We start from the raw sequence: 24,210 nt of genomic DNA, 5'->3' as shown, positions 1-24,210 counted from the left end.
TTACTCTCCTTTTTGGTTATTGACTGAACCGCGAACGATCAGCTCTGGTTCAAAATAAAAGTGTTGTGCTTCTGTTGCCTTACCTGTAGTGATCCATTGTGCTGCCAATTCCCCCATCGCTTCTTTCGGGTGAGTCAGTGTGGTGATCGTCGGTGTGGACAAGGTGCTAAGGGGCGAGTCATCGTTTCCTACGATCGAAAAATCAGTAGGAACGTTCTTCCCAGCAGCCGTCAATGCTTGAATCAAACGATGCGCGATCTCATCGTTGTAACAAACGATGCCTGTGACTTGATTATCGGCAGCCGTCAAGCGCTGGATCGCTTGTTCAATAACGGCTTCTTTCGTCTCCGTCGTATACGTCAAGACGTCTTCTGCTGCAAACGTCCGCTTGGCTTGGGTCAACGCTTTGACAAACCCTTTCATCCGATATTTCCCTTGTAAGTCATCGATTTTCGTGATCATCATCAACTGCTGATGCTGTTGTTCTAATAGATAATTGGTTGCTAAAAAAACAGAACGTGTATCGTTGACACAAATATGCGGCAAGTCTAGTTCTTCGTAATAGGCATTGATCATGACGAGAGGAATCCCAGCTTCTTGGAGTGCGACATAATAGGCAAGATTCGGGTTGTACTGGCTGCTCTTAGTTGGTTCAACGATCAACCCGTCTACCCCTTGATCCATCATTTGCTGCAAGCACGCTCTTTCTTGCTCATGGTCATTGTTGGTTGAGCCTAAAAGCAGTGAGTAGCCTTGCTCCCGCAATGTCTGCTCCACGCCACGCATGATCGATGGGAAAATATAATCAGACAAATAGGTCATGATGATCCCAATCGTTTTGCGGTTTTTACGATTGACAGTCTCAGGTTTTGAAACGTAGGTACCTGAGCCCCGTTCTTTTCTTAAATAACCTTCATTGACCAAAACAGCGATCGCTTGGCGCACCGTGTGGCGGCTATAATGAAATTCTTCCTGTAAGGTTGCTTCTGAAGGGATCGCATCGCCTTCTTGATAGGTGCCTAAGCGGATCTTTTCTCTTAAGATATCCGCTAGTTGTTCGTACTTATTCGCCATTTTCATCCCATCTTTCAAAAGTTGTCCGTACATCTAAGATACCAAGAAACCGCTTCCTTGTCAATTGCTGCTAGGGATTTTTTTCTAAAAAACCATAACGAAAAGAAGGAAAACGACAAAATACCCTTATTTTCATCAGAATAAAACGAATAAAAACGCTATTTGTTGTATAATTGAATAAAATATTACTTATTACGTTTAAGGAGGTAAGTATTTTGACGAGAACACCTAATGAAACCTACGAGGAACCCATTATTCTGTATTCAAAAAAATATCGAGAGAATCGCAGACATGATGCCAGCTGTCGTTGGTTCATTACGAAAAAAGGCGTCTGGATAAACAACACCCATCCAAAAATCCCGGATGAAAAGATTCCCATGGCAAAAATTGCCGATGTGGAATTACATATAGGCAAAGGTCTCTTAGTGGACTACCTCCGACTGCAGGTACCAGGTAATTCTCATCTGCTTTATTTCACCAATCGAATCGATGCCCAAAAAGCCTATGAATTTTTAACGGATCATTTGGCAGCACTTGGCGGACAATCAGCCAAAAGTTACGTGGATGAAGAGGCTGGTAAAATCAAATTACTGTCTTATCATTATCGTGATGCTTGGATCATCGCAGAAGATACCCTCACGATCATCGACTACAAAAAGAAAGAAAAGCAGGTTTTGCAGATTCCCCAGATCACCAGTGTCAGTCTGAAAGAAGTTGCCGAATCTGGTCTTTGGAAAGGCAATGGCTTCTTGGAACTGTATATTGGCGGCGGGGCAATCAGAGAAACCCATTCTCGCAGAAGGACGGAACCAAACCACTCCCTTTGCTTTGCCGAAAAAGACCTGCTGATTGCTCGGATCATACAGCGCTATCTCACTAACTTCCCCCGTGAGCATGCAATACTGCCCCCGCGACCAACTGTAACCCCGACGGAACAGGTCATTGCTGATCTTCGCGAACTGAAAATGTTGGTCGATGAAGGAATTTTGACTGAAGAAGAATTTGCCTTAAAGAAAAAACAACTGTTAGGATTATAGAAGCCATCGCTTCGGGAAAAAAGCAATCCTCCTGCCATGCAAAGGCAGAGATTTCGGTGAAGGGCTGTGCTTTTTTCTGGGAAAATTTTGAACGTTTTTTTTAGAACATGCTATACTAAATGAAGAATACGTAGAGTATCTCAAAGGAGGTCTTTCTCATTTTTTCTTTTAATGACATCAAAGCGCGTTTCCCCCAGGCAACGCTGCATGACAAAGTATCCACAACGAAGGACATCGAATCCATCGCTTTCGGCAAAAAATATATTTGGCTGCCAACTGACCAATTAAGTGACAGTGAAAAACTGCTGATCCAACTGGGAAACGGCTCTTTGCAACCAGAAATCGATAACCGAAACCATCCATGGTATCCGATTTTATTTGAACATCAGCCCGTTCAAGACCAAACGTGGGTCCGAATGCTGCAAGTTCATTTCACCCGAACCATTGACTCCTTGCAATCCGAATGGCTCGCAGAGATCCAGCAAATGCTCCCTAGCGTGGTGGATCTTTTTTTCCTCACCGAAGACCATGCGGTGATCGTAGAAAAACAAGACGACACTAATTTACCCATCGAAGATCTCGACGGCTTATTCGTGGCTTTGGATATGGATTTCGACTGCTATTCCCAGCTGTTCGTTGGCCCCTTCCATCACCCACGCCACGACTTCACTACCTTATGGACGAGTGAATCTACCCTGTTTAAAAATGAGTTAAAAACGAAAACTACCAGTAAAAGTATGGATCTGCCCAAAGTGGTCTTTTCTCTTTTTCGCAATGGCTTTTCCGAGTATATTTCCTTGTTTCGTACCTTATATCTAGATTGGTTTGAAGAAGAGACCGAAACGATCATTCAATCCCTGTGGCGCAATCAAGGCAATGCAAGCTCCACAGCCAAAGAACTGTTCATGCATCGGAATTCTCTCCTATATAAGATCGATAAGTTTCAAACACTGACGCGCTTAAATTTAAAAAATATGGATGATCTGCTGCTTTGCTATTTACTGATCGACCAATTCACCCATCAGAGCAATTAAACAACCTGCACAAGAAAACGTTTTTTTCTTGTGCAGGTTTCCGTTGCGCATTCGAAGCGTTTTCATTTATGCTATTCATGTAAACTAAATGGAAAGAGGTAATCCCAATGGTAGAAATGGCCTTAAAAAATATCCACAAAAAATATGACAATAATGATGCGTATTCGGTAACTGATTTTAATTTAGATATCGCGGATCGCGAATTTATTGTTTTCGTTGGACCTTCTGGTTGCGGAAAATCAACAACCCTTCGAATGATCGCTGGTTTAGAAGATATTTCTGAAGGCGAATTGAGCATCGGTGGAAAAGTAATGAACGATGTAGCACCAAAAGACCGCGACATCGCGATGGTTTTCCAGAACTACGCATTGTATCCCCATATGACTGTTTTCAACAACATGGCATTTGGTTTGAAATTGCGTAAATACGACAAAGAAGAAATCAAAAAACGCGTAGAAAATGCCGCTGAGATCTTAGGTTTGACAGAATACTTAGATCGTAAACCTGCTGCCCTTTCAGGTGGTCAGCGTCAACGGGTTGCCTTAGGCCGTGCCATCGTTCGTGATGCCAAAGTCTTCTTGATGGATGAGCCATTGTCAAACTTAGATGCGAAATTGCGGGTTGCCATGCGTGCGGAAATCGCAAAATTACACCAACGTTTAGAAACAACGACGATCTATGTAACCCATGACCAAACAGAAGCGATGACCATGGCTGACCGGATCGTTATCATGAAAGATGGTTTCATTCAACAAATCGGTTCACCAAAAGAAGTCTACAATACACCGAAAAACATTTTCGTTGCCGGCTTTATCGGTTCACCAGCAATGAACTTCTTCAATGTTACGTTGAATAACGGTATGATCTCTGATGGTCAAAGTTTGAATTTACGTATTCCTGAAGGCAAGAATAAGATTCTTGTTGAAAAAGGCTACGAAGGCAAACAATTAGTCTTTGGTATTCGTCCAGAAGATATCCACAGTGAACAAATCGCATTGGAAGCTTCTCCTGAAGCAACTGTACGTGCTGAAGTGGTCGTATCTGAACTATTAGGTGCAGAAACAATGCTTTATACACGTGTAGGTGCGACTGAATTTATCTCGAAAGTTGATGCCCGCGACTTCCACCGTCCAGGTGAAACAGTTGATTTAGCTTTCAACATCAACAAAGCGCATTTCTTCGACAAAGATTCAGAAAATGTCATCACACTTCCTTAATTTGTAGTTACCATGCACTGTTCTCGGATTTGCCCCCTAGGCAGTCGCATTTAACTAATATCCACTTTTATTCCTTATTTGTATCCCTCAAAAACAGACAGTCAGCCGACTGTCTGTTTTTGGGTTACTTTATTCTTCCTGAGGCACATAGCGCGCGGCCATGGTTTGAATGATCGGTGTTTGCCGAACTTGAGTAAAAACGATTTTGACAGCAGACACGCCGACCGCTTCAAAGCTGATGATTTTTTGATAGCCGATCGTCACTATTTCGGTCAGTAACTGTGGTCCTGCTACAGTTTGCAGAAAAATTTTTGCTTTTTCTACCCGTTGCCAATATTGAATCGCTTCCTTCAATACAAGTGAATTGATGACGACCGGTTCTGCAAAATGTAGGGTCAGCCATGGCCGTTTGTCTTCCAAGTCCGGTTTCCAATACTGGCCAAACGCTTGAGATAGTTGGAGCTTATCCATTCTGCTGGACACACTGGTTGAATAACTCGCAAACGTGCCGTTCCTTTCAGTCGTCACCTCTTTCAATTGTTTAATCGAGTGACCTAATTGCTGCAATGCCTTTTGATCCGTTGGATGGATCATACCATCCGGCATCGGCGGCACATTAAGTAGAAAAGAACTATTGCCCCCAACGATCTGCTTGTAAAAAGACCAGAGCTCAGCGCCGCTTTTTACTTGTTGGTCTTCTGATGGATGATAAAACCAGCCGGGGCGAATCGATAAGTTGACCTCAGCAGGGTACCAAGCCAATTCGGCAGCTTCTTTAATGCCGTACTTTTTCAGCGCTTGTTGGCTTCCTAAATCCATTTCCATACTGGAAATCGATTGCCGAAACGCTGTGCTATCGGCTTTTTGCGAATGACTCGCTGTTTTTTCAGCATCCTTTAATGCTGCTGGCACCACACTCCATTCTTGAAGTCTGGTTTGCCCCGCTTCGTTTCCTACCCAACGGACATCCGGTCCGCAAACCGCAATCACTGCATTGGGTTGCAGCTCTCGAATCACTTGATAATACCGTTCCCAATCATAGTTTTGGCGTTTTCCATTGGGTCCTTCACCATTGGCCCCATCTAACCATATTTCGAATATATCACCATAATTGGTTAAAAGTTCTGTCAACTGCGCCGTATAAAAATCATCATAGGCTTGCCCCATTCCATAACAAGCTTCATGCTGATCCCAAGGCGATAAATAAATGCCGAATTTCAGGTCTGCTTGACGGCAAGCATCAGAAAGTTCTTTCACTAAATCACCTTGACCATTGCGCCAGGGCGTTGAAGCGACTGTGTAAGCAGTGTGCTGGCTTGGCCATAAGCAAAAGCCGTCATGGTGTTTACAGGTCAAAATGATTCCCTGCATACCGCTTTGCTTCATTGCAGAAACCCATTGATGACAGTCTAGCTTTTGCGGGTCAAATACCGTTGGCGACTCATTGCCGAGCCCCCATTCACGATTGGTCATCGTATTGAGACCAAAGTGGATAAAGCCATAAAATTCCAGCTGCTGCCACTGCAGTTGTCGTTTACTGGGGCGAATCTGGGTAAGTTCAGCTGGTTCGATAATCTGTTCCTCCATTCTATGAGTTGTTTGCTGCTTTAAAGAAACAGATACAAGATCGATTCTTGACTGTTTCCTCATTGGAAAAGATCCGCCGCCTTTACTGTACTTCCGTCATCTGTCCACTCACTGGCAAACAAAGCTCAAGAACTGACCGAAGCAGCATTCAATCGACGGTTCTTCCCTATCAGGTGATCAAACTACTTTACGATAAAAAGAGTAGTGCTTGCTTGGGGGATTCGCAAGGCACTACTCTAAACAACATATTCAAACGCTAAAAGACACATCTTTTTACGCGAGCCTAGCGATCGTTTTGTAAAAGGGTCAGGCTGTCTGTAAGGACAGCTTCGCCATCTAACAGCTCGTAATCTGTTTCTTTGATTAATTTATATGGCACCGCTTTGACCATGAGAAAGTCTTTTAATCGATTGACTTCGTACTTCGACTGCGGACCGATCAACAAAGCATCGACTGTTTGCTGCTGCAGGATCTGTTCAGCAATGATGGCTGGTGCCGAATAGATATGCACAGCTAGCCCTTTTTCATCTGCGGCCCGCTGCATGTTTTTCACTAAGAGACCCGTAGTGATGCCGGCGGTACAAATCAATAAAATCGTCTTTTGTGCTTGGTCCTCCATAAACAGGCCCTCCTACGAAATTTTCTTTTTCTTATTGTAGATATCCAGCACGACAGCCAGCAGCAAAATCAACCCTTTGATGGCTTGCTGCCAATCGACACCGACCCCTAAGATCGACATCCCATTGTTTAAGACACCCATCACGAGACCACCAACGATCGCCCCCATCACAGTACCAATACCGCCTGAGGTAGAAGCACCGCCGAAATACACTGCGGCCATTGCATCTAATTCCATTGACGTTCCCGCTTGCGGTGTGGCTGCATTCAACCGAGCCGCTAAAACCAAGCCCGCCAAAGCTGCCATCATCCCCATGTTCACGAAGACCCAGAAGGTGATTTTCTTCGTCTTGATTCCCGAAAGTTCGGCTGCTTTTTTGTTGCCGCCGGTTGCATAGATTTGCCGACCAGCGACGGTTTTGTTAGTCAAAAATCCATAGGCAGCCACGATCACCCCTAAGACGATCAAAATGATCGGATACCCTTGATAAGAGGCAAAGATGTAGGTAGCACCGAGAAAAACAACCGCAGTAAAGACGGCTTTAAAGGCAAAGGCTGCCATTGATTCCACTTCAAAAAGATTTTTTTTGCGGCGCTCACGGGTCCGCCATTGGCCTAAAATCAGGATGCCCGTGATCACTACACCTAAAATCATGGAAAGTAAATGGATCTGACCGCCTGCAATATCTGGCAAATAGCCGGTGGAAATTTGTTGGAATGCCTTGGGAAACGGTGCCAATGATTGACCGCCTAAGACGACTTGGGTCAATCCTCGAAACATTAGTAAACCAGACAAGGTCACGATAAATGCTGGGATACCGACATACGCGACCCAGAAGCCTTGCCAGGCACCGATCACTGCGCCCATCAGTAAGCAAAGAGGCACTGCCAACCAAGGACTGATGCCGTTATTGACCATCAAGACGCCTGCAATCGCACCGACAAACGCCATCACGGAGCCTACGGATAGATCGACATGTCCTAACAAGACGACCAAAAGCATACCGGCTGCTAAAACGAGAATATGACTGTTTTGCAACACGAGGTTGGTGATATTCAGCGGCCGCCAGAAAATTCCGTCGGTCATGAGCTGAAAGGCCACCAATAATACTGCTAAGATAATGATCATACTGTATTTGCTAAAGATTTCCAGTGCCTTTTCTTTCAGCGAATGGCTGCGTTCTTTTTTTAATTTATTGGTTGTTTCCATCTCAAACCCCACTCTCTTCTAGTGTCATTAGATTCATCAATCGTTCTTGGTCTGCCTCTTCCCGTAACACTTCGCCCGTGAAGCGGCCTTCGTTCATCGTGTAGATCCGGTCGCACATGCCTAATAGTTCTGGTAACTCCGAGGAGATGATACAGATGGCTTTGCCAGCTGCTGCCATCTCTTCGATGATCGTATAGATTTCGTACTTCGCCCCGACATCGATCCCGCGGGTCGGTTCATCTAAAAATAAGATATCTGGTGTGGTCATCAGCCACTTTGCCAAAACGACTTTTTGCTGATTCCCACCACTCAAACTGCCAACGTTTTGATAGATTGAATTGGTTTTCGTCCGCTTTTTTTTGCGAAATTCTTCTGCCATCGTGACTTCTTTTTCTTTATCGATGACCCCTTGGCGGCTGATTTTGGCAAGACTAGCGATGGTGGTGTTCTCGCGAATATCCATCAGCAGATTCAAGCCCAACGCTTTTCTGTCTTCCGACACATAGGCTAACCCATTTTTGATGGCGGTTGGCACGTTTTTGACAGAAATCGGTTGGCCGTCTTTATAGACTTCCCCCGAAATCGAACTGCCATAGGAATGACCGAAGACACTCATGGCAAACTCTGTCCGTCCCGCACCCATCAAACCGGCGATGCCGATGATCTCTCCTTTGCGGATCATCAAGTTCAAATTTTCATTCACCACACGGGTATGGTCGATTGGATGATGGACCGTCCAATTTTTGACTTCAAAAAACGGTTCACCAATAGCGGGTTTCCGCTCTGGGTAACGATTGGTCAAATCTCGCCCAACCATACCGCGAATGATACGCTCTTCAGAGATTTCGGCCCCGCTCAGCGTCTCGATCGTTTGCCCGTCTCGTAAAATCGTGATGCGATCCGCCACATTGACGATTTCATTCAGCTTGTGGGAGATAATGATCGAGGTGATCCCTTGGTTGCGAAACTCTTTGATCAGCTCTAACAGATTGGCACTTTCTTCTTCATTCAACGCCGCGGTTGGTTCATCTAAAATCAACAATCGGACGGATTTTGAAAATGCTTTGGCAATTTCCACCAGCTGTTGATGCCCGACACCGATTTGTGAAACCAGCGTATTCGGGTCTAATTTCAAGCCAACGATCTTTAAGAGGTTATCTGTTTTCTTTTCGGTCAGATCCCAATCAATAATGCCGTGTTTGGCTTGTTCATTTCCTAGAAAGATATTTTCTTTGATCGACAGGTAAGGACTTAAGGCTAACTCTTGATGAATAATAACAATTCCTTTGTCCTCACTGTCCCGCAAATCTTTGAACTTGCATAACTCCCCTTCATAATAGATCTCTCCATCATAGCTGCCGTAAGGATAGAGTCCGCTTAAGACATTCATCAGCGTGGACTTGCCAGCGCCATTTTCTCCACACAGTGCGTGGATCTCTCCTCGCTCGATCGAGAGGTTGACGTTATCAAGGGCGCGAACCCCTGAAAACTCTTTGACGATGCCTTTCATCATCAAAATATTATCTGCCATGTTCTTTCACCCTTTTCCTTTTTATGTAAAAGTGATGCGCTCCCTTTGTAAGAAAAGCGGAAAGAACGAATACTGGGGATGATTCGTTCTTCCCTGCTGCTTTAGGGGAAACTAGCATCTTTTCTCGCTGGATCTGCACTCCTTGCTTAAATGCCCAGCTCTTCTTCTGTATAGTAATCGGTATCGATCAATTCTTCTTTGTAGTTGTCGCTATCCACAGAAACAGGATTTGACAAGTAGGTTGGTACGACTTTGACGCCATTATCATAGGTTTCAGTATCGTTGACCGGCACTTCCTCGCCATTGGTGATGGCTTCGATCATTTCGATCGTGTTTTTCGCTAACACCCGTGTATCTTTAAAAATCGTTTGGGTTTGTTCGCCCGCGATGATTGATTTCACTCCTGCCACCGTCGCATCTTGACCGGTGATCACAGGCAGTGGTTTATCAGAGGAACCATAGCCCACACCTTTAAGCGATGAGATGATTCCTAGGCTGATTGGATCATAAGGTGAAAGAACAGCATCCAATGTTTGATCCGTATAGTTGGCACTCAACAAATTGTCCATCCGAGCTTGCGCGGTTGAACCATCCCAACGCAAGGTAGCGATTTGGTTGAAGTTGGTTTGACCGGAAGGAACGACTAGCTGTCCGCTGTCAAAGTATTGTTGGAAAACCGAAAGGACCCCATTATAATTGATCAGTGCATTGTTATCATCTGGAGAACCGCCGAATAATTCAATGTTAAATGGTCCTTCACCATCTTTGAGGCCTAATTTGTCTTCAATATAAGACGCTTGCAGCACGCCGACTCCAAAATTATCAAAGGTGGCATAATAATCGACGTATTCCGAGTTCATCAGTAAACGGTCATAGGCGATGACTGTGATGTCTTCGTTATGGGCTTTTTCCAACACGTCCGTCAGTGCCGAACCATCGATCGAGGCGATCACTAAAGTATCAACGCCTTTGGTGATCATGTTCTCAATTTGTGCCACTTGGTTTTCTACTTTGTCTTCTCCATATTGCAGGTCAGTTTTATAGCCAAGCTTCTCTAATTCCTCTACCATATTGTTGCCATCTGCGATCCATCGTTCTGCCGATTTGGTCGGCATCGCGATCCCAACAAATCCTTTGTCTCCGTCACCGTTTGCCCCGCTATCTGATCCATTCCCACAAGCTGCTAACAATCCACCAACCAATAAGGTGGATGCTAGGACGACCAATTTACCAAAAGTACCTTTCATTGTGATCCCTCCATGTCTTTTTCTTACATATTCAGTATAGCTAGTTAAGGAATCGCTTACATTTAGATTTTTTCGAGGTTTCTTGGATTTCTTGAGAAAAAACGGCCCAGTTACCCCCTTTTCTCTTCGGAATCTTGGATTTTTTAAGATTCCCTTGGTTTTTATTTGATTTGATATTTTGTGTAAAGCGCTTCCGTATTTTTTAGTAGAATAGACCATAGAGGTGAAAAAAATGAGGAATATAAAAATTGGGTTGTTCGTCTGTTTGTTTCTAGCTTGCTTGGCTGGTTGCCAAGCAAACAAAGAAACAACCACTGAAACAGCGGAAGAAAGTATTGTGATCGGTTTTTCCCAGTCGGGAACGGAAAGCAGCTGGCGTAAACGCCATACGGAATCGATCCGCACTGAATTAGAGAAGGAAGGCTATGAAGTCCTTTATCGTAACGGTTATATGAATCAAGAGCGACAGATCCAAGATATCCGTAATTTTATCGTGTATCAAGTCGATGCCATCGTCTTTACCCCCATTCAGGAAAACAATTGGGAACCGATTTTGGAAGAAGCGGCCCAAGCTGGGATTCCCGTTTTCGTGGTAGATCGACATGTCAATGTCAGCGATCCCTCTTTATTTTTGACCCATATCGGGCCAAGCTTCAAAGCCGAGGGCAATCGTGCAGGTCTCTACGTTAGTAATTATTATAAAGAGCATGAGAACAAAACAGTCAATGTTTTAGAATTGACGGGACTGGATGCTACGTCCCCGACGTATTTGCGCTCAGAAGGGTTCCGAGAAACCATCAAGCGTGATTATGCCCATAACAATGTGACGATCCAAGTCGTAGACGAATTAAACGGCGATTTCATCCGCCGTAAAGGCAAAGAAGTCATCGAACAATACATCGAAGCAGGCAAAATGGAACAGATTGATGTCTTGTTCAGCCACAATGATGAGATGACGTTGGGTGCCCTAGAAGCCTTAGAAAAAACCGATATTGAGCCGGGGAAGGATTTAGTGATCGTATCGATCGATGCTCAAAAAGAAATGATCGATAAATTGAAGCAAGGAGTGGTCAATTGTGTCGTTGAGTGCAACCCAGATGCCGGGGTGTTCGTCAAAAATGCCATCTCTCGCTACTTGGCTCGCGGCGCCGATGCCATTCCTCGTGAAATCTATGTCCATGAAACAGTTTTTTCCAGTGACATGGATTTCGATCAGATTCCACCGAGAAATTATTGAGGAGATGAAGATGAAAACAAAAAGTATCAAGGGCATCTTTCAACAGACGAATAAACTGATGATCCTCGTCGCCTTTATTCCCCTCGTACTAAGCAGTGTGTTTTACTCGCGGCAGATTTTCATTTAGCAAAATACCATCAACAATATTGAAGAAGCCAATCAACTATCGGAAAAAGTCGATGCCATTGTCTTGGAGGAGATGTGGGACTTAGTCTTTGGCCAAAAAACCGTCGAACAAGTCCAAGAAACCAATGTAATTGAGGAATTGAGAAGCGACCTGCAACACATCCAAGAAAATACCAGCACTGCGAAAGAGCTCAATATTTTAGCGGTCGCCTTTCGGACGCTCGATTCTTTAGAAACCTATCAGCAACAGTTGATCGACAATATTCTCAAGGATGAGCCGGTGGAAAAAAACCAATACGTCATGATCCAAGTGGATTCGGTGATCGATTTGCTATCCGATATTTTGCAGCAATTCGTCGGGGTAGAGATCAGCTTAGCCAGCCAAACCAATCACGAACTAGTCCAATCGGTATTGTTACTGATCCTTTTTCAAGTCGTGTTGCTTTTGATCATCTTTGCGATCATCAATAAAAACCGGCGCTTTGTTCGGGACAATCTGCAAGACCCATTGGATCGGTTATTAGATCTTTCCAACGAACTATCCCAAGGACATTTGAGCTACCGAGCAGAACTGCCAGAAACCCCAGAACTGCGGACCTTGACGAGTAGCTTGAATCGAATGGCAGATGACTTGACCCGGCTCTTGGAAGAAAATGCCTTGAAGCAGTATCACTTAGCCCAAAGTGAGGTGCGGGTCTTACAAGCCCAGATTACCCCACATTTCATCTATAATAGTTTAGATGCGATCGTTTCTTTGATTGAAGCTGCCCGTTACGAGCAAGCAACGGAAATGACCTATGCGTTATCAGATTTTTTCCGTATCTCCTTAAGCAAAGGGCAAGACTGGATTCCTTTGGAAAAAGAATTGCGGCATGTGGGCGATTACTTGAAGATTTTGCAGATTCGCTATGGTAGGATGCTGTCTTACACCATCGAAGATCAAACCGTCAGTCCAGAACTGCAGGTTTTGAAAATGGTCCTGCAGCCCCTAGTTGAAAACGCCGTTTATCATGGCACCAAGTTTGTCCGTCGCGTCGGCATGATTCGAATTACAGTGTCAGAATTGCCTCACCAGATTCAAATGACCATCAGTGACAACGGCATTGGGATCGACCCTGACCGTTTGGAGGAGATTCGTCGTAACCTTAAAGAAACCACTGATCCCGCCTCTGAGAGCGGCTATGGCCTATATAACGTCTATCGCCGTCTCCAGCTGAACTACGGCAGCGAAGCGCAACTGACGATCCACAGTCAATACCAAGAAGGCACCACGATTAACGTCACAGTACCAAAAAGGGAGGAACCCAACCATGTACAAAGTGTTCATAGTTGAAGATGAACATCTGATTCGCGATAGTTTACGCCACCAAATCATGACTCTCGCCAAACAATACCCGATCGTTTATAGCGATGAAGCCGCCGATGGCGAATTGGCGCTAGCTTCGATCCTTGATCTGCGTCCGGATATTATTATCAGCGATATCAAAATGCCGTTTATGGATGGCTTGGTCTTTGCGAAAGAAGCCAAAAAATTATTGCCGCAAGTTCGCATTATTTTTGTTAGCGGCTTTGATGATTTTGACTATGCAAAAACGGCACTGCAGCTGCAAGCAGACGATTACTTACTCAAGCCCATCAAAAACGAAGAATTAGAACAAGCCATCAAAACCGTCGTTCAACACTTAGATGAACAACAAACCACCCATCAGCAATTATCCAAAGAAGACGATTTATTCGAAATGGAAATCAAAAAAAATCACTTTCTGAATCATCTCTTTAAACAAAAGATCACGATCTCAGAAGCTTTTTTGCAAGCAGAAGAACTGGGACGGCGCTTTTCAGGCAAACAGTTTTGTGTGCTGTTAGCAAAAACCCCCTTCAATCAAAGTTTTTCTGACTACACTCGCTTTAGCCAGCAGCTGACCAAAGCCTATGAGCAAGATGATGCCGTCTTGTTCTCCAGTGTCTCTAGCCGCTTCATCAAGTTTTTACTTTTTGACCATGACCGAGAACAAGTTTTAGAAAAAGCCTATCAGATCGCTCAAAGCCTCGTTCATGGTTCTGGGGAAGAAGTGGCAGTGGCGATCGGACCTATAGCAGATCGTTTCTCGGGCATCCCTCTTTCTTATCAGAAAGCTCGTGACATGCTAAAAACCTATGGCAGCATCCGCAAGGAAAAAATCATCAGCTATGAAGATGACATTCGGGAAGGGGAACTGTCCCCCACCAATCCTTTCAAAACCGATCTTGCTTCAAGACTGGCAAATGCTGGGAAACAGACGATCCCTGAGCTGACCGATGAATTGATGGCGCCTCAAGGGACCGTTGAGCGAACGCAAATGTACCGTTTGTTCGTCTTGGTCGAATTGCTGGCATTATTGAAGAAAAAAGACAGTCATTCGCTGCCCCAGATCGTTCAGCACGCCCATGACTTAGACTATCTAGCGGCATTGACCCATGAGCCAGAGAACTATCAAACGACTCTGGCAGAACTGTTGCCGCTATTGACCAAACAACCCATCAATCCTGCAATGGCGAAATATCAAAGCGTCATCAATCAAGCCAAAGCCTTTATCAGTGAGCACTTTTCTGATCCCAATATTTCCTTAAATGTAGTTGCTGAAAAAGTTCATTTGAGTCCGGCGCACTTCAGCACCATCTTCTCGCAAGCCACTGATTCTACGTTTATCGAATACTTGACCGAGCAACGATTGACCTTAGCTAAGGAACTGCTGTTAACGACAAATCTACGGCTATCTGAGATCGCCTTTGATGTTGGCTATAATGACCCAAATTATTTTTCCTTTTTGTTCAAGAAGAAAGAAAGTATCTCACCGAAAGAATACCGTCAAAAAAATGCCTAGTTGAATGAATGGATACAAAAAAAGAGTGAGGGACAGCAAAATCGTCCTCACTCTTTTTTATTTTCTACCTCATTCAGTTATTTCTTCTCCATAGCAGCTTTTAAAGCAGCTGCTAATGGGCTTTCTTGCGGTTCTTCTTGATTGATTTTATTCATCAAGCGGCGTTCTTCGTGTTTCGACAGCTTTTTGCTGCGCTCTTTTTTATCCGCCATTTTTTCGGTGGTCCCATCGAATTTACAGCGGAAATAGGCGCCATTTTTGCCCTCAATGATCTCCATCTTTCGGTGACATTGCGGGCAACGTCGGTTTGAAACTTTCGGGTCTTTCCGACGACGGTACTTGCAGGTGCCACTAGAACAAACATAGATCTTGCCATCACGGGTATTTTTCTCCCGCAATGGTTCGCCGCATTCTGGACACCGTTTTTGGGTCAATGAGAAATCTTGGTACTTGCTTTCGCTTTGCTTGATTTCTTTGACCAGTTGTTTGGTGTCTGCTTCGATTTGTGCGAGGAAGGTTTGGGCAGAATAGGTGCCTTTCGCAATGGCTTCCAGTTCCTTCTCCCATTTTTCCGTCAACTCTGGTGTCACCAAGGAAGGATTGACTAAGACTAACAACTGCTTGCCTTTTGGCGATACTTGCAAGCCGCTTGGGGTCCGCTCCATCAGCTCAGATTTGATCAGCTTTTCAATGATCTCCGCACGGGTTGCCGGCGTACCGAGACTATGTTTTTCCATTTTACCTAAAAGAGTTCCTTCATTCAACGGTTTCGGTGGTGTGGTCAACTCTTTCTGGATGGTGAACTCAGGCTTGACGGTACTGCCTTTTTGCCAAGCTATGTCACTGGTTTCTTCTTCAGAAGTCGTTTTCCATCCCGCTTCTAACACGGTATTGCGGTTGAATACAAAGGTTTCTGAACCAAAGGTCACGGTCACTTTCTGCTGCTGCTTTTTATGGGGTTTCGCAAAGAGCATTAAGAAACGACTAACGATCATTTGATAGATCCGTTGTTCATCGGTAGTTAATTTTTCATAACGTGCCCGCTGTTCCGTTGGCAATAGGGCATGGTGATCGGTAACTTTTTTATCATTGAAGACAGCTTGCTGCACCACTTGTCCGCCATTTTTCAAGTATCCTTTGACTTCTGGGGCAAAATCCGCAACTGCCTGCAGGCGTTCCTTCATGGTTGCCTTCATATCATTAGTCAAATACTTGGAATCCGTCCTTGGGTAAGTGACGATTTTATGGGTTTCATACAAGCTTTGAACAAGCGACAAGGTCTTCTTGGCTGAAAATCCATAACGCTGATTGGCTTCTCGTTGGATCTCGGTCAAATCGTAGGGCAATGGTGCACTTTCTGTTTTGACCTTTTCTTCGATCGCTGTCACGCGACCATTTTGTTGACTCATTTGCTTGACCAATGCTTCGGCGTCGCTGCGTTCTTTTAGTTGATAGGGATTTTTTTGCTGCAGGCGGGCCTTGGCATCGCCTACGTTTAGGGTAATCACATGATAGGTTTGCGGACGGAAACTCTCTATTTGCATTTCCTGACTGCGCACCAAAGCTAAGGTAGGGGTTTGGACCCGACCCGCACTAAGATTGTCTTGATATTTGACCGTCAATGCCCGCGTGACATTCAACCCTACCAGCCAGTCGGCTTTTGCCCGCGCAAGGGCGGAGTAGTAAAGATTGTCGTAGTGCTTGGCTGACTGCAATTTTGCAAAGCCTTCTTTGATGGCTTTAGGGGTTTGCGAAGAAATCCACAAACGTTTGACTGGTTTGTCAAAACGAACCCACTCCAAAATCCAGCGAGCGACTAGCTCCCCTTCTCTTCCCGCATCGGTAGCGATCACGACTTCCCCGACATCTTTTCTTTGAGCCAATTGTTTGATGGCTTTTAGTTGATGACCGGTTTTTGGCAACGGCTTGATCCCGATGGACTTAGGGATCATCGGTAACGTTTCCATCTGCCATGATGCCCACTCTTTGTTTAAATCTTCAGGCATTTTCAAGCCCAATAAATGACCAAGGGCCCAAGTAACGATCGCCTTGGGTCCTTCGTAATAATTTTTATGTTTTTGCTCACAGCCCAAAACTTTGCTGAGGTCTTTGGCAACGCTTGGCTTTTCCGCTAGAATTAGTTGTTTCATAAAAATCTTTCCTGCTTTCGTCGACGACTTGCTGATATTCTTTGAGCAATGCCAGTCCAATATATTGTTGGAGGTAATCGTCGCATTCTTCGCACCAGCGTTCGTCTTCTTCATTCCAAAAAGCCGTCATAAAGTTTGATTTTGCATTTATGTACGAATACTCTTCTCTGATTTCTTGCCATTTTTGTTCATAAAATGACTGCGCCTCGCTGAAAGTTGCAAATGTGAACGCCTCTTGAATATCTGACTGCCATCCCTCAAAAAACCACCACGGTTCATTGTCCCCATACATGACTACTACTTGATACATTCCATTGCTCCTTTCACGATTCCTTCCCCATATTAGTCACTTTTACTTAAACTTGCAAGGAATAAGTTTCAGCATTTAAACATCGCTTAAAGAATTCATTAAACCTTCGTTTTTTTGTACGTTTTATCGGTTGCTTAAGATTACATCATTTCTATGCCCTTATAGTCTAGCACAGAAGTTTCCTGTTGTGAATATAACAGGAAAAGATTAAAAAAATATCAAACAAGATTTATTTTAACCTCGCAAAAAAAAATTTATCTGTGATGGATATGCTACAATAATGGCAACCATGAAACTGCCAGGAGGTGCCCCATGTATCTCGAACAAATCACTTTTCCCGATCAAGAAACCGAGTTTGATTTTTTCCTTTCTATCCAACGGACTGTCTATGATTCTTACTACCCTTTTCAGATTCTCAGTGCCCGCCGTTTTCAGCAGATCGATTTTGAACCAATCACGATTTTATATGGCGGCAATGGTTCTGGCAAAACCACTGCATTGAACGTGATTGCCGAAAAGATCCACGCGCAGCGCTTTGCTGCGTATAATCGGTCGAATTTTTTCGAGGACTATCTATCCTACTGTTCTGCTCGTAGCAACGACGAACCGCAAGAAAAAGTGCTATTGACCAGCGATGACGTCTTTGACTTCATGCTTGATATTCGAAACTTAAATCAAGGGATCGATCATCGCCGAGAAGAAGTGTTTCAAGAATACTACCAAGCAAAGTATGCGGACTTTCGTTTCACAGGTTTTGACGATTACCATGAATTGAAGAAAATCAATCTCGCACGATCCAACACACAGTCCAAATTCACCCGCAAGCACTTGATCGACAACGTCCGAGAATATTCCAATGGTGAAAGTGCCTTTCGCTTCTTTCAAGAAAAAATTCGTCCCAACAGTCTTTACTTATTAGATGAACCAGAAAATTCCCTTTCTGCTGATCGCCAGCTGGAACTAGTGCAGTTACTGGAAGATTTTGTCCGCTATGAACAGTGCCAATTCATTATTGCTACCCATAGTCCTTTCGTTTTATCTTTAAAGGAAGCCAAAATCTATGATTTGGATCAAACACCTGTCGATGTTCGGAAGTGGACGCAGTTAGCTAGTGTCCAGCAGTATTACCGCTTTTTTCAAGCACATCAAGCCGAGTTTGATGATCGATCATGACCAAAGCAAACCATTTTCCGTCAAAGATTTCTTTTGGCATTTTTTTCCGCTACACTCACACAAAGACCAAAATCAAATTGATCAGAGCAATATAGAAGGCGACAACTCCCGCAATTTTGCCTCACTTGACTTCTGCTTGGTTATACTGATCGGAATGCTCCGCAATCTGAGCGGACAAAAAGTAGAACTTTTTAAAACAATCAAATACCCTACTAAACCAAATAGTACGGCTAAGGCAAGTTCGTTGATTTGGCTTGAAATGACCTGATTCTGATGAAGCATTACCACCCCTACGGCACTAACGTCCCCTCATTTCATGAGGTTGGCTCTTGTACGATTCATGCCCCTCCCCCTTTCTTTTAAAAATGCCAATGCATCAAAAACATTAATTTTCTGACTAAATTATAGCATATTTTGAATAAAAAAATAAAATCCAAGAACTCGTAAACGAATGTTCTTGGATTTTTATCAATCGAAAAAGATGATTACTTGCTGGCTAATCACCACCAGCAAAAATTTCTTCTTTATTATAAATCGGTGCATGTTTTTTCAAGTCTTCAAGTGTTCCTACTTGTCTCCCTTTGGAGTAAAAACCATCTAACAAGCCTAAAGATTGAAAAATCGTTTGCTTATAGGCAATTTCCGCATTCCATTCCGTGGTATCTAGTATTTGCAAAGCTTTATGGATTGCTTCGATGCCAGATGCTCCTGGCGCACTGATCAGTACCCCATGACTGTTGAGGAGCAACATATTCGGTAAGGCGAGTTGTTCTTTTTTCATGTAATCAGAAACTAATTCTGCTAATTCTGGTGAGCAATTAGGTTCAAAGTCTAGTACAGGAATATAGCCAATTTTTTGGGTCGCTTCTGTTAAGTTAGGCATATCCAATCCGGCGGTTGCCCAAAACATCGAGTGAGGAGAATGGGCATGTAAGACTGCTTTTATCGCTGGATTCGTATCATAAACCGCTTCGTGTAAGTTGATTTCTCGTGTCAGCTGACCAACCCCATCAATCACTGTTCTCGTATGAGGCTCAACGACTAAAATCTGGGCTGGTGAGACCTCTCCTAAATAGGCTTCTGACATCATAGTTGGTGTCATAATAATGTATTCTTTTCCAGTTTCATCGGTTGTTTTAAAAGAAAAATTACCGCCTGCAACATTTGTATTCTTCCGGGTAAAAATCAATTTTACGATTCGTGCTAAATCTTCCCGTTCTCTTTCAAAAATCATCCGTCCATCTGACATATTCAAGACCACCTTTTTTATTTTTCAAACGTTTTGTTGCGTAAGATTGTTTGTACAGCTTCCCTTACTTTAGCTGCTTCTTCCTCTTTTTTCTTTTTTCGTTCATCGTATTCTTTAAAAAGTACTGGACTGCCATATTTGTATACACAGACTGCTAGACCAATCGCTACGACATTAAATAGGTACTGTTGTGTCACCAAAGCTAAGAGATAGCAGCCAATTGCTAGAAAAAGAAGCAATTGCCATTTTATTTTTTCGCTCTTTCCCATTCCTGTCGTCCTTTCCTTTTTGAAAATATTAGCCATTCGTCGCACGTACTTGCGTCGATGGGGTCCCTTGTTCTTCATATCTTTGACTTGGTACCTTTACCTTATTCATATATTTATACAACCAGACAAACATTGCGATAAACACAACGGAACCGACGATACCCAAGATATTTCCTTTAAACGCTTCTGCAAATAAAATTCGAAATTCCGGTCCTTCGATCGAAGACCAAGTGATTTGCTGCCCTTTTTGTATTCCTTCTACTGCGCCGGTTCGATCTGCTAAGCCCGTTAGGATCGGCGTCAAATACGTAGCTGCATATAGATAGATTGGCATCGAAATAACCCCCATGATCAGCATACGAACCAAGTTTCCGCCGGTGAGCAATAATCCACCTACTGCGATCGAATAGTTAATGATTCCTGCTAAAGGCAACACAGCATTTCCCGGCAAGATGATAGCATAGCCAATAAAGACAGGTACCAACAAGATAGCAGTGACCCAAATCTCAGAGCGACCAGCTAATACGGGCCAATCTAACCCAATGTAAACTTCCCGATCTTTAAAGCGTTTTTTCATCATTTCCGACATTGCATCAGCCAGTGGTGAAAGAGACTGCATAAACATTTTTGAGATCATTGGGAACAAAGCCATTGCAGTCGCGATTTGAATAGCTAAGTTCAATGAGCCTGACACGCCATAAGCTGCAGCTAATCCCAAGCCCAAACCAATGAGAAAGCCCATCACCGAATTTTCAGAGAAGATACCGATTTTCTTTTTTAAGGCTTTGGTATCGGCCCGTCGATTAAAGAAAGGAATTTTATCCATAATCACATTGATCGGTAATAAAAGCACTGCTGAAATATTCATCAAGTGGGTCACTGTTACTAAAGGAATACCAGTCAAATCCTCAATGTGGCGTTGGAACATATCCCCCATTTTAAGTTCCAAGATAACCTGTACGATGGCGGTGATAAACCCAGCAAGTAAACTTCCACTGATAAAGTAGACCAGATAGGCAGTCAGCGCTTTGCCCCATACATTCCACATATCGACATTCAACGTCTTGGTCCAGTTCAAAATCAACATGACAAAATTCACGCTAAGAACGACGGCAAAGAAAACAAATGCATAGGACCATGACCAGGTGATACTTGCCGCTCCTGTCCACCCTAAATCTAGCGCAGGCAAGTTCAAGCCAGTATTTTTTGCCAATGCTTCGGAAGCTGGACTAACTGCATTTGACATAAAGCCAATGACCATAGACATCCCAGTAAAAGCAATACCTAACGTGATTGCAGACATAAAGGCTTTTTTGAATTTCATCCCTGCAACCAAGCCTAGGATTAAAATGATTAGCGGCACAAAAATAGCGGAACCTAAACCTAAGATATAATTGATAATGTCTTGAAATACTTGCATTTTTTTCACTTCTTTCTTTTGATAGGATGTTTTGTACTAGCCAATCAATTCTTTGATTTCTTCATAAATCGTATCCATACCCATACCGGTAAGAAACGGAATCCCAGCAAAAACGTGTACACCTAGCTCAGCGGCTTTTTCCAATACTTCATCATCTGGCTGAGCAACATACACATAAATTCCTGTCGACGGCAATTCATTTTGGATCGACTTGTAATCAACTGCTTCAACGGGGAAATCGATTCCGTCATCTTCAAGCATTCCAGCAATTTTACTTGCGATCGTTTGACTTGTTGCAACCCCACTTCCACATGCTACGATCAATCTTCTTTTCATCTTAAATTCCTCCAAAAATTTTATTTTGTATACTGTGTAACTAGCTGATAAATTGCCTGCACTTCTTGTGTTTCAATGAATGCCTTTACAAATCCTTCATCCATAAATAATGCCATTAACGATTGCAGTAAGCCGACTTGCTCTTTTGGTTCTTTGATTCCTAGAAAAAAGAGATCCTTGACCTGCATTTCTTGACTGTCGCCCATTTGCTTCATCTTCACCTCGTTTTTCATACGCACGATCGCAATAAAAGGCTTTTCGACATACGCTGGTTCTGAATGAGGCAAGCCAATATTCAAATACTGTGTAATCAGTCCAGTTGGAAAAGCTTGTTCTCTTGCTAGTAATCCTTCTACATACTGTTCATTCACAAAACCTTGTTGCTGTAATCGTTTTGCTATTTCTTCAAATAGTTCTTTCAACTCCTCTCCTTCCACATCGAGAAAAATTAGCCTTTCATCAAACATGCTCGTATAGCCCACCTATTCTTCCTCCTTGTTCAACTCAAATGATAAATATTGTTAAAGTTTGTTACAATATGTTTTACAATGTAAATATACAATAGTTAATTTTTCTTGTCAACGCTTTCTTTTGGTATTTTTTTCAAACTGATTCCTTTCACCAATACACGAAACTATCAAACTTTAACAAAGATGAACATTTTCCCTTGCTTTTTCCAAAAGTAAATGCTATTAATTAATGTATAAAGAACATCGATAAAAAAGAAACTTAAAAAAATCGTTAATCAACCAGAGGTGAAACTATGTTAAAGAAAGAACGGCAAGAAAAAATTCTAGCGCTAGTGAATCAGCACGATTACTTATCCATTGCAGAAATAGCCAAAACATTAGACGTTTCCGATATGACCATTCGTAGAGATATTACAGAGTTAGCGAATCAATCTTTATTGGTAAAAATCTATGGTGGCGCCCAAAAACTCGAAAAAATCGAACACGAGCTTTCTACTCAAGAAAAAATCGATACGAACGTTGCCGAAAAGAAATTCATCGGAAAAGTAATGAACAGTATCATATCAGACAACGATACTATCTATATCGGTGCGGGAACTACGATGCTCCACGCTTTACCTGAACTAAAAAAAGCAAACTTATTCGTGATCACAAATAGTTTACTTGCTTTTAATTATTTGATTTACAACACAGACTATCGTGTCTTATTGACCGGTGGAGAATTTTCCCGCACGACGGAAGAATTTTATGGGGAAACAGCAGAGAAGAGTTTTGAAAATTTAAATATCGATATCGCTTTTGCTGCTACAAATGGGATCTTTGAAAATAATATCACCACTGCAAATCTTGTTGAAGGTTCGATTCAACGAGTCGCATTCAAACATTCCCGCAAAAAATGCATCGTTGCAGATAGTTCCAAGTTTAATCGCTCTGACGTTTATACCTTCTACTCGCTTTCAGATATCGACTATTTGATCACTGATGATAAACTTTCTGAGACTACTTTTGACTATTATCGTTCCTTTACAGAGATCCTCAAGGAGGAACAAAAATGATTTTAACCATCACAATGAACCCTTCCATGGACTACAACTATCTTGTTCCTTCGCTAAAATTGGATCAAGTAAATCGGGTAGATAACCCACATACATCAATTGGAGGAAAAGGCATCAATGCTGGCAGAGTCATCGCACAATCTGGGGAAGCCGTTTTATTGACAGGTATTTTAGGTGGACCTGTAGGCAAAACGATCCTTGATTCTTTACTAGCTGAAGAACGTTATGTATTGGATTTCCTCACCATCGACGGCAATTCTCGCAATGCGATCACGATCATGCATGACGGTAACACTCATACTGAGCTAGTAGAAAAAGGACTTTATCTGTCGGAGGAAAACGAACAACTTTTTTACCAACACCTTGCAGCAATAATTAAACAACACCCCATCACGGTCGTCTGTATTTCTGGATCAGTAAATTCTGATAATGGACACTTTCACGATCAGTTGCTTCAATTCATCCGTCAATCATTAGGTGAACAAGTCCCGATCCTCATGGATATAGCTGGGGAACAACTAAAAAATTGTTTGACTCAAACGAATGCTCGTCCGAATTTTATTAAACCAAATCAACAGGAATTAGAAGAACTAATGGGTCAAAAATTGCATTCATCGCAAGACATTTTCTCTGTCTTAGAGAGCACTCTTTTCGAAGGGATCGACACCGTCATGGTTTCTCAAGGCGGCGATGGGGCAATCGTTAAACACCAGTCGACTTTTTTTAAGATCGAGATCCCTAAAATCGCCATCGTTAATACGACTGGCTGTGGCGATTCAACCGTTGGTGGTATGGCTGTTGCAATGAATAAACAGTATCCAATAGAACAAGCATTGACCTATTCTATGGCTTGTGGCATGTCTAATGCGCTTTCGAAAACAAACGGTACGATCGATCCTGCACAAGTCGCTGCATTTAGCGAACAGATCCACCTTTTCAAGATCAAAGAATAATCGGCTACCTATTTTTGGTTCTCTTGATTACGCAAAACATTCG

The 24,210-nt window shown here is 43.1% G+C and carries 21 protein-coding genes and 1 pseudogene; 9 read left to right on the top strand and 13 right to left on the bottom strand.

The window, feature by feature from the left end:
* Positions 1 to 1,107: a GntR family transcriptional regulator gene (locus IGJ42_RS02110; RefSeq protein WP_429947004.1), complete on the bottom strand. Its 1,107-nt coding sequence runs from the start codon at positions 1,105 to 1,107 to the stop codon at positions 1 to 3.
* A 182-nt stretch (positions 1,108 to 1,289) separates the two neighbouring features.
* Between IGJ42_RS02110 and IGJ42_RS02105 the strand changes: the two genes are divergently transcribed.
* The 3 genes from IGJ42_RS02105 to IGJ42_RS02095 all read left to right on the top strand — a co-directional run bounded on the left by IGJ42_RS02105 (position 1,290) and on the right by IGJ42_RS02095 (position 4,362).
* On the top strand, positions 1,290 to 2,111 hold the full coding sequence (locus IGJ42_RS02105) for an SHOCT domain-containing protein (protein WP_430615880.1): 822 nt from the start codon (positions 1,290 to 1,292) through the stop codon (positions 2,109 to 2,111).
* Positions 2,112 to 2,440: 329 nt separating this feature from the next.
* Complete coding sequence (locus tag IGJ42_RS02100; protein WP_430615879.1) at positions 2,441 to 3,145, top strand: helix-turn-helix domain-containing protein; 705 nt, start codon at positions 2,441 to 2,443, stop codon at positions 3,143 to 3,145.
* A gap of 107 nt (positions 3,146 to 3,252) precedes the next feature.
* On the top strand, positions 3,253 to 4,362 hold the full coding sequence (locus IGJ42_RS02095; protein WP_008376142.1) for an ABC transporter ATP-binding protein: 1,110 nt from the start codon (positions 3,253 to 3,255) through the stop codon (positions 4,360 to 4,362).
* Positions 4,363 to 4,491: 129 nt separating this feature from the next.
* Here the strand turns inward: IGJ42_RS02095 and IGJ42_RS02090 are convergent, their stop codons facing one another.
* From IGJ42_RS02090 to chvE, 5 genes are all read right to left on the bottom strand, one after another.
* On the bottom strand, positions 4,492 to 6,012 hold the full coding sequence (locus IGJ42_RS02090) for an alpha-L-fucosidase (RefSeq protein WP_430615878.1): 1,521 nt from the start codon (positions 6,010 to 6,012) through the stop codon (positions 4,492 to 4,494).
* 220 nt (positions 6,013 to 6,232) lie between these two features.
* A complete protein-coding gene (locus IGJ42_RS02085; RefSeq protein WP_008376144.1) occupies positions 6,233 to 6,568 on the bottom strand; it encodes a PTS sugar transporter subunit IIB in 336 nt (111 codons plus the stop codon).
* A 12-nt stretch (positions 6,569 to 6,580) separates the two neighbouring features.
* Positions 6,581 to 7,777: a multiple monosaccharide ABC transporter permease gene (gene mmsB / locus IGJ42_RS02080; RefSeq protein WP_005227258.1), complete on the bottom strand. Its 1,197-nt coding sequence runs from the start codon at positions 7,775 to 7,777 to the stop codon at positions 6,581 to 6,583.
* 1 nt (position 7,778) lies between these two features.
* Entirely contained in the window at positions 7,779 to 9,308 is a 1,530-nt protein-coding gene (mmsA, locus tag IGJ42_RS02075; RefSeq protein ID WP_430615876.1) for a multiple monosaccharide ABC transporter ATP-binding protein, read from the bottom strand.
* A 146-nt stretch (positions 9,309 to 9,454) separates the two neighbouring features.
* On the bottom strand, positions 9,455 to 10,555 hold the full coding sequence (gene chvE / locus IGJ42_RS02070; protein WP_086372573.1) for a multiple monosaccharide ABC transporter substrate-binding protein: 1,101 nt from the start codon (positions 10,553 to 10,555) through the stop codon (positions 9,455 to 9,457).
* 232 nt (positions 10,556 to 10,787) lie between these two features.
* Between chvE and IGJ42_RS02065 the strand changes: the two genes are divergently transcribed.
* The 3 genes and pseudogenes from IGJ42_RS02065 to IGJ42_RS02055 all read left to right on the top strand — a co-directional run bounded on the left by IGJ42_RS02065 (position 10,788) and on the right by IGJ42_RS02055 (position 14,782).
* On the top strand, positions 10,788 to 11,792 hold the full coding sequence (locus IGJ42_RS02065; protein ID WP_194199303.1) for an ABC transporter substrate-binding protein: 1,005 nt from the start codon (positions 10,788 to 10,790) through the stop codon (positions 11,790 to 11,792).
* A gap of 10 nt (positions 11,793 to 11,802) precedes the next feature.
* Positions 11,803 to 13,251, top strand: a pseudogene (locus IGJ42_RS02060) (sensor histidine kinase).
* Positions 13,229 to 14,782: a response regulator gene (locus IGJ42_RS02055; RefSeq protein WP_005232247.1), complete on the top strand. Its 1,554-nt coding sequence runs from the start codon at positions 13,229 to 13,231 to the stop codon at positions 14,780 to 14,782. Before IGJ42_RS02060 ends, IGJ42_RS02055 begins: the two are co-directional and overlap by 23 nt.
* A gap of 77 nt (positions 14,783 to 14,859) precedes the next feature.
* On the opposite strand, the gene IGJ42_RS02050 is transcribed toward IGJ42_RS02055, so the two are convergent.
* Positions 14,860 to 16,932 carry a DNA topoisomerase III gene (locus IGJ42_RS02050; RefSeq protein WP_005232250.1) on the bottom strand — a complete coding sequence of 691 codons (2,073 nt, stop codon included), beginning with the start codon at positions 16,930 to 16,932 and terminating at the stop codon, positions 14,860 to 14,862.
* A complete protein-coding gene (locus tag IGJ42_RS02045) occupies positions 16,865 to 17,242 on the bottom strand; it encodes a DUF1033 family protein (RefSeq protein ID WP_005227251.1) in 378 nt (125 codons plus the stop codon). Before IGJ42_RS02045 ends, IGJ42_RS02050 begins: the two co-directional genes overlap by 68 nt.
* Before the next feature lie 312 nt (positions 17,243 to 17,554).
* Between IGJ42_RS02045 and IGJ42_RS02040 the strand changes: the two genes are divergently transcribed.
* Entirely contained in the window at positions 17,555 to 18,415 is an 861-nt protein-coding gene (locus tag IGJ42_RS02040; protein WP_429947001.1) for an AAA family ATPase, read from the top strand.
* A gap of 496 nt (positions 18,416 to 18,911) precedes the next feature.
* Here IGJ42_RS02040 and IGJ42_RS02035 read toward each other — a convergent pair whose 3' ends face one another.
* Genes IGJ42_RS02035 through IGJ42_RS02015 form a run of 5 tightly spaced genes read right to left on the bottom strand, consistent with a single transcriptional unit; the run spans position 18,912 to position 22,171 of the window.
* On the bottom strand, positions 18,912 to 19,664 hold the full coding sequence (locus IGJ42_RS02035; RefSeq protein ID WP_008376153.1) for a class II aldolase/adducin family protein: 753 nt from the start codon (positions 19,662 to 19,664) through the stop codon (positions 18,912 to 18,914).
* A gap of 17 nt (positions 19,665 to 19,681) precedes the next feature.
* Positions 19,682 to 19,933 (bottom strand): hypothetical protein, encoded by a 252-nt coding sequence (locus IGJ42_RS02030; protein WP_008376154.1) that lies wholly within the window; start codon positions 19,931 to 19,933, stop codon positions 19,682 to 19,684.
* Positions 19,934 to 19,961: 28 nt separating this feature from the next.
* On the bottom strand, positions 19,962 to 21,353 hold the full coding sequence (locus IGJ42_RS02025) for a PTS galactitol transporter subunit IIC (protein ID WP_087664823.1): 1,392 nt from the start codon (positions 21,351 to 21,353) through the stop codon (positions 19,962 to 19,964).
* A 36-nt stretch (positions 21,354 to 21,389) separates the two neighbouring features.
* A complete protein-coding gene (locus IGJ42_RS02020) occupies positions 21,390 to 21,689 on the bottom strand; it encodes a PTS sugar transporter subunit IIB (RefSeq protein ID WP_005227245.1) in 300 nt (99 codons plus the stop codon).
* Between the two features lie 20 nt (positions 21,690 to 21,709).
* Complete coding sequence (locus IGJ42_RS02015; RefSeq protein WP_087664821.1) at positions 21,710 to 22,171, bottom strand: PTS sugar transporter subunit IIA; 462 nt, start codon at positions 22,169 to 22,171, stop codon at positions 21,710 to 21,712.
* A 281-nt stretch (positions 22,172 to 22,452) separates the two neighbouring features.
* On the opposite strand from IGJ42_RS02015, the gene IGJ42_RS02010 reads away from it, so the two are divergent.
* The gene (locus IGJ42_RS02010) at positions 22,453 to 23,214 is read left to right on the top strand and encodes a DeoR/GlpR family DNA-binding transcription regulator (protein ID WP_008376158.1); all 762 of its coding nucleotides are present in this window, start codon (positions 22,453 to 22,455) and stop codon (positions 23,212 to 23,214) included.
* Positions 23,211 to 24,167, top strand: a complete 957-nt coding sequence (locus IGJ42_RS02005) for a 1-phosphofructokinase family hexose kinase (RefSeq protein WP_429947000.1) — start codon at positions 23,211 to 23,213, stop codon at positions 24,165 to 24,167. Before IGJ42_RS02010 ends, IGJ42_RS02005 begins: the two co-directional genes overlap by 4 nt.
* Positions 24,168 to 24,210: the final 43 nt, after the last annotated feature.

Origin of the sequence: Enterococcus sp. DIV1067f (assembly GCF_050543505.1) — a bacterium.
Classification (GTDB): Bacteria; Bacillota; Bacilli; order Lactobacillales; family Enterococcaceae; genus Enterococcus_D; species Enterococcus_D entomosocium.
The sequence above is the reverse complement of the archived record's forward strand: the minus strand, read 5'-3'. Positions and strand labels throughout refer to the sequence as shown.

Excerpts from the sequence above, each read along its gene's own strand:
- IGJ42_RS02110 (WP_429947004.1), bottom strand. The coding sequence starts at position 1,107 with ATGTACGGACAACTTTTGAAAGATGGGATGAAAATGGCGAATAAGTAC.
- IGJ42_RS02095 (WP_008376142.1), top strand. The coding sequence starts at position 3,253 with ATGGTAGAAATGGCCTTAAAAAATATCCACAAAAAATATGACAATAAT.
- IGJ42_RS02090 (WP_430615878.1), bottom strand. The coding sequence starts at position 6,012 with ATGAGGAAACAGTCAAGAATCGATCTTGTATCTGTTTCTTTAAAGCAG.
- IGJ42_RS02085 (WP_008376144.1), bottom strand. The coding sequence starts at position 6,568 with ATGGAGGACCAAGCACAAAAGACGATTTTATTGATTTGTACCGCCGGC.
- mmsB (WP_005227258.1), bottom strand. The coding sequence starts at position 7,777 with ATGGAAACAACCAATAAATTAAAAAAAGAACGCAGCCATTCGCTGAAA.
- mmsA (WP_430615876.1), bottom strand. The coding sequence starts at position 9,308 with ATGGCAGATAATATTTTGATGATGAAAGGCATCGTCAAAGAGTTTTCA.
- chvE (WP_086372573.1), bottom strand. The coding sequence starts at position 10,555 with ATGAAAGGTACTTTTGGTAAATTGGTCGTCCTAGCATCCACCTTATTG.
- IGJ42_RS02065 (WP_194199303.1), top strand. The coding sequence starts at position 10,788 with ATGAGGAATATAAAAATTGGGTTGTTCGTCTGTTTGTTTCTAGCTTGC.
- IGJ42_RS02055 (WP_005232247.1), top strand. The coding sequence starts at position 13,229 with ATGTACAAAGTGTTCATAGTTGAAGATGAACATCTGATTCGCGATAGT.
- IGJ42_RS02050 (WP_005232250.1), bottom strand. The coding sequence starts at position 16,932 with ATGAAACAACTAATTCTAGCGGAAAAGCCAAGCGTTGCCAAAGACCTC.
- IGJ42_RS02045 (WP_005227251.1), bottom strand. The coding sequence starts at position 17,242 with ATGTATCAAGTAGTAGTCATGTATGGGGACAATGAACCGTGGTGGTTT.
- IGJ42_RS02040 (WP_429947001.1), top strand. The coding sequence starts at position 17,555 with ATGTATCTCGAACAAATCACTTTTCCCGATCAAGAAACCGAGTTTGAT.
- IGJ42_RS02035 (WP_008376153.1), bottom strand. The coding sequence starts at position 19,664 with ATGTCAGATGGACGGATGATTTTTGAAAGAGAACGGGAAGATTTAGCA.
- IGJ42_RS02030 (WP_008376154.1), bottom strand. The coding sequence starts at position 19,933 with ATGGGAAAGAGCGAAAAAATAAAATGGCAATTGCTTCTTTTTCTAGCA.
- IGJ42_RS02025 (WP_087664823.1), bottom strand. The coding sequence starts at position 21,353 with ATGCAAGTATTTCAAGACATTATCAATTATATCTTAGGTTTAGGTTCC.
- IGJ42_RS02020 (WP_005227245.1), bottom strand. The coding sequence starts at position 21,689 with ATGAAAAGAAGATTGATCGTAGCATGTGGAAGTGGGGTTGCAACAAGT.
- IGJ42_RS02010 (WP_008376158.1), top strand. The coding sequence starts at position 22,453 with ATGTTAAAGAAAGAACGGCAAGAAAAAATTCTAGCGCTAGTGAATCAG.
- IGJ42_RS02005 (WP_429947000.1), top strand. The coding sequence starts at position 23,211 with ATGATTTTAACCATCACAATGAACCCTTCCATGGACTACAACTATCTT.